The sequence below is a fragment of the Deinococcus apachensis DSM 19763 genome, from assembly GCF_000381345.1.
GTDB classification, from domain to species: Bacteria; Deinococcota; Deinococci; order Deinococcales; family Deinococcaceae; genus Deinococcus; species Deinococcus apachensis.
Map to the genome: position 1 here is coordinate 1 of NZ_KB906438.1, position 4,028 is coordinate 4,028.

The 4,028-nt window shown below is 64.5% G+C and carries 6 protein-coding genes; 3 read left to right on the forward strand and 3 right to left on the reverse strand.

What is annotated here, in order from left to right; translation table 11 throughout:
* From F784_RS26735 to F784_RS0121865, 3 genes are all read left to right on the forward strand, one after another.
* A partial coding sequence (locus F784_RS26735; RefSeq protein WP_169405730.1) for a hypothetical protein occupies positions 1–210 on the forward strand: 210 nt, incomplete at its 5' end.
* A 255-nt stretch (positions 211–465) separates the two neighbouring features.
* Positions 466–1,317: a coiled-coil domain-containing protein gene (locus tag F784_RS24290; protein WP_019588831.1), complete on the forward strand. Its 852-nt coding sequence runs from the start codon at positions 466–468 to the stop codon at positions 1,315–1,317.
* Positions 1,318–1,366: 49 nt separating this feature from the next.
* A complete protein-coding gene (locus F784_RS0121865) occupies positions 1,367–1,588 on the forward strand; it encodes a hypothetical protein (RefSeq protein WP_019588832.1) in 222 nt (73 codons plus the stop codon).
* 138 nt (positions 1,589–1,726) lie between these two features.
* Here F784_RS0121865 and F784_RS0121870 read toward each other — a convergent pair whose 3' ends face one another.
* The 3 genes from F784_RS0121870 to F784_RS0121880 all read right to left on the reverse strand — a co-directional run bounded on the left by F784_RS0121870 (position 1,727) and on the right by F784_RS0121880 (position 3,328).
* Entirely contained in the window at positions 1,727–1,930 is a 204-nt protein-coding gene (locus F784_RS0121870; protein WP_019588833.1) for a hypothetical protein, read from the reverse strand.
* Positions 1,931–2,101: 171 nt separating this feature from the next.
* Positions 2,102–2,308 (reverse strand): hypothetical protein, encoded by a 207-nt coding sequence (locus F784_RS26505; protein WP_026332657.1) that lies wholly within the window; start codon positions 2,306–2,308, stop codon positions 2,102–2,104.
* A 48-nt stretch (positions 2,309–2,356) separates the two neighbouring features.
* The gene (locus tag F784_RS0121880; RefSeq protein ID WP_157465446.1) at positions 2,357–3,328 is read right to left on the reverse strand and encodes a hypothetical protein; all 972 of its coding nucleotides are present in this window, start codon (positions 3,326–3,328) and stop codon (positions 2,357–2,359) included.
* Positions 3,329–4,028: the final 700 nt, after the last annotated feature.

The window sequence follows — 4,028 nt, forward strand, 5'->3', positions numbered from 1 at the left end:
ATTCATGCCGGTGTTCCTGAAAAGGCCATCAAAGCGGCACTCCGACAATTTGACGACACGCCTTCGGAAGTGACCTGGGACCTGGCCCGCAGCCGCCCGGGCCGTCCGACCAAGGTGTACTTCGAAGCGTCCACCACCGCAGAGATTCAAGCGGCCGAGCAGCGCCTCGAGCAACTGCTCAACGCCAGTGGGTTCGATCTGTACCCCTAAGGTGGGCCAGGGGAGGCGCTTCATCGTCAGGAAGGGGGCCACTTTCGTTTACCCTCTGTCCTCGTGACTGACTTCCGACCCTAACGACGCCGCCTAATGGAGCGCTGGGCGCGAAGTTATAAGAGCAGTGACTTTTTGCCAGTCATCAAAGCTGCAAGAAAAAACCTCCCTGGCGAGGGGCGGGTGCTGGAGCAAGCGCAGCGTCATGCCTCCTTTTGTGGAGTGCGGCCGAGCCCAACTCCTTAAACTGTCGGTATGCATGACCCCGACGAGAAGGACTTACCTAGTGAGGTTGACGCCAAGGACGAGGCGCGGTCCTTCATGTCAGCGCGCCATCACGTCGGCGCTGCAGGCTTCGCCCAGAGCAACGTCCTGGAGCAGATCATTACTGCCGGACGCGAGCAGATCGAACTCATTCGGTCCCTCCGACAGGTGGTGGACGCCACACACGCTCAACTGCAGGCCCTCCCACCCGCTGACCGGGCAGACGCGACCCAACCCCAAGTAGCCACCCTCCAGAATATCGTGCGTGAAGGCCAGGCACAGATTGAAGCCGCTGAGGAGTTGCGCCGGGCCATTCAGCGCACCCTGGCTGACATTCGGGGCACCCCCGTGGAGGAAGTGAGCGCCAAAGTGCTCAAGACCCTGGGCGAGATTGTCTGGCAGCAGGCGGCGGACTTGGAAAACCTCATCACTGCGGCTATTACAGAAGCAAGTACCACAGAGCAAATCACGAACCTGGAGCGCGTCAGCGAGGAGACGCAGACCCGGCTGGAGCACGTGGAGCACGAGCAGGTCGAGCGGGAACTCGTGCACCTTCACCTGCTCGGCCATCAGGCCCTGGAACACATCCGGAGTCTGGAAGCGAGCGGGCAGACGCACGCTGAGCAGAGGGCTCAATTGGAGCAGGAGGCTGAGGTGGCGCGGCGGAGCATTGCAGCGCTTGAGGTGACCCAAGCGCAAAACACGGAGGAATTGGTTCATCTCAGGCGGCAGCGGGAGGTCTCGAAAGAGCGGATCGCAGCCCTGGAAGCAGGGATCGAAATTACCGGGGCGCAGCTTGAGGCGTCGAACCACGACGCGACTTCAGGCGAGCTCAACCATTGATGAACGAAGTGGGCATAGTCGGAGGTGATCGACTTTGCTTCACTACGGAATGCTCGTCATCTTCCACAACGACACCCGAGTGATTGTGGATGTTGACGGGGTGGTGATGCAGTCCGAGCAGTGCGTGGACCGGTACCGGTTTTGTCGCCGCTGGCCAGTTTCTGAGGAGGAACTGGACGTGGAAATCTGGGAGTTGCCGGACGGCGGCGTCATACGTCTGAGCAGGGAGGCACAGCCGGAGGCTGGCTGGGTGGCTCAACCTTGGGTGTGATGCTGGGTAAGACGTTGTGCCGCCCGTTGCACGGTGGGGGAGAGGACGGCTATGGCCGGGGGAGCTGACGCGAGATACAGGGCTGGCTGGCACAGACACTCCTGTCCACAACACTCGCCGCCTGAACCATCCCTCCCTCTACTCGGGGAAGGCCTGTTGCAGCAGGTGCAGGAGTTGTAGGGCCTGCTCGCGCCCGAGCATCATTCCGTGAGGTGGGCCGTCATACCGCTGCACGGTGATATGCAGCCCCTGAGGAGTCGGGCAGACATGCAGGCGCCCGTCGTCCCCGGCAAGAGAGAGGAGGGACGTCCCAGGCTCGCCCGGATCAAGGTTCGTTGTCATAGCAGACTTATTGTCGAGCTTGAGTCGCTACAGGATCATTTACGCTCACTCCAAACCTCTCAGCAGGACTGGGAGGGGTGGCGGGGCGGGCTGAAACGGGAAGGCTCCAGCTACCGATGTGACATGGTGTTCCGGGAGCCGGGTTCGCGGAAGGAAAGCTCCCATGCTCTGCTACGCGAGGAGGTCGGGGGAACCGGTGAGGAACAGGTAGCCGTCCACCTCGGTACACGCCATCCGTCGCAGCGAGACGCGTTGCCCCCGCTCATCCAGGCCATCCAACCACACCCGGTCGAACTGGATGCGTACGCCTTGGGGCTCCCCGTCAAGATGTGGCCCGGGGAGGTAGGTGGTGCGGCCGCGGGCGGTGATGGCGTACATGGAGACCTCGTGACTCCAACCGCGCCACAGGTAAAATGACACAACCGTTCAGGGAGACACCTGCTCCTCAGGCCGCACGGGCGCACTCCTCCCGCCTCTCAGGGGCAGGAGCCGCGCATTCCGGGCATAGAGGACCAGGGTGACGGGCAGGCTCGAGCCGTTGCCGGGCATGAGCTGGAGGTTCAGGGTATTCGTGCGGGCCTGCCACAGCAGGACTGGGGCTGTCTGATCCTTGAGGGCCCGCCCTCGGCCCAGCAGCAGGTGCTGAGTGCGCTGGCTGTCCGTCACCTGCACGGTGCCCTGGTAGGCCCCGCCCCGGACCGAGAGGGCCAGCTGCCGAGCTGTCGTTCCTTTCAGCTGGAGGCTGTACAGCACGCCGTAGTTGCCTTTAAGGATCTGCCGCTCGCCCGTCAGCGCGTCGGTCCCCCGCAGCGGGAGGTCACTCTGCCCCCCTACAGTCACTCGCGCCGTCTTGGCAGGCAGGGAGACCCAAAGGGTTCGGTTCGCCCCGGGGAACGTACCACGGGCGTGCTTCCTGTCCCGGGGCAGGGTGGGCCAGGCCGCCTGGGCCGGGCGGGCGGACGTCTCCCCCTCACCCAGCATCAACACGCTGATCTGCGTTCTGGCCGTGCTGCGCAGGTCAAACATGACGCTGGCCACGGCGCCACGCGAGAGCCACGCCGAGCTGTACAGTACGGTCACGTCCCCGGGGCGCAGGGAACGGGCGGGCAGGGGCCGCGACGCGAAGTAGCGCAGCAGCGTCTGTTGACCGATCACGGGGTCCGGTCTGCGCGTGCTGGCGCTCCCCTGGCGGGAAGTCACCAGGGTGCCGCGCTGCCGCCCCACATTTCTGGCCAGCACCACCAGCCGGGCGCGCTGGCCCAGCCCGTTGGCGTGGTAGGCCACCACCCGCGCGCTCCCAATGACCGTGTCGCGGTACAGCAACCCGGAGCGGGCTGGCGTCTCAGGGGAACCGGAAAAGATCAGCGGGACCTGGTCGCTGCGGACTGCTGGGGTCATCCTCGGGTACCCCAGGATGCCGGTGTCCCGAAAAGGGACTGCGAACTGCGCCTGCCCACCCGGCGACAGCAGAGTAAGAAGAATGAGGAATAGACCTCGGCGCATGATAAATAAGTTAACAAATACAGGCCAGGAACGACCGGGCTATCCGGCGCGTTCGGGGCCTGGCCGATCCTGTCCAGTTTTGCTCCTGCTCCCGCCCGCGCGGCTGGTGGGGCTCGTCGCGCACGCCGGATGAGCTGGGCCTCTCCGATCCAGCGCGGCGCGGCCTGCCGCCCGAGTTGGAGACCGTCTACGCGCGCGGGGCCTGGTGGTACGGCCCGGAGAGCGTCCGCGTGAGGCGCGCCTCGCGGCCTAGGGCGGTCCTCCGTCAGGGCTTACCCCCGTGGAGCGGTCCTCGCTGGCTGATGACCTGGGGTGCCACCTAGAGCAGAAAGCCGCCGCGTTTCACCTCAGGCAGGAGCGCCTGGCCTGGCAGGGTGGGGACGGAGAGGACGCGGCCTACTGGCTCGACGTGGAGTTCCTGAGGACAGGACAGGACGATTCCTCAGGGGCGCCATCCATCCGCTGAAGCCTTTTGCGCTGAACGGTTCTTGCTACGGTGGGGCGTGATCAAAGACGACATGGCGATTCATGCCGGTGTTCCTGAAAAGGCCATCAAAGCGGCACTCCGACAATTTGACGACACGCCTTCGGAAGT

Bases quoted from the DNA above. Each gene is read 5' to 3' on its own strand.
- F784_RS26505 (WP_026332657.1), bottom strand. From the start codon at position 2,308: ATGTACGCCATCACCGCCCGCGGCCGCACCACCTACCTCCCCGGGCCA.
- F784_RS0121865 (WP_019588832.1), top strand. From the start codon at position 1,367: ATGCTCGTCATCTTCCACAACGACACCCGAGTGATTGTGGATGTTGAC.
- F784_RS0121880 (WP_157465446.1), bottom strand. From the start codon at position 3,328: ATGACCCCAGCAGTCCGCAGCGACCAGGTCCCGCTGATCTTTTCCGGT.
- F784_RS24290 (WP_019588831.1), top strand. From the start codon at position 466: ATGCATGACCCCGACGAGAAGGACTTACCTAGTGAGGTTGACGCCAAG.
- F784_RS0121870 (WP_019588833.1), bottom strand. From the start codon at position 1,930: ATGACAACGAACCTTGATCCGGGCGAGCCTGGGACGTCCCTCCTCTCT.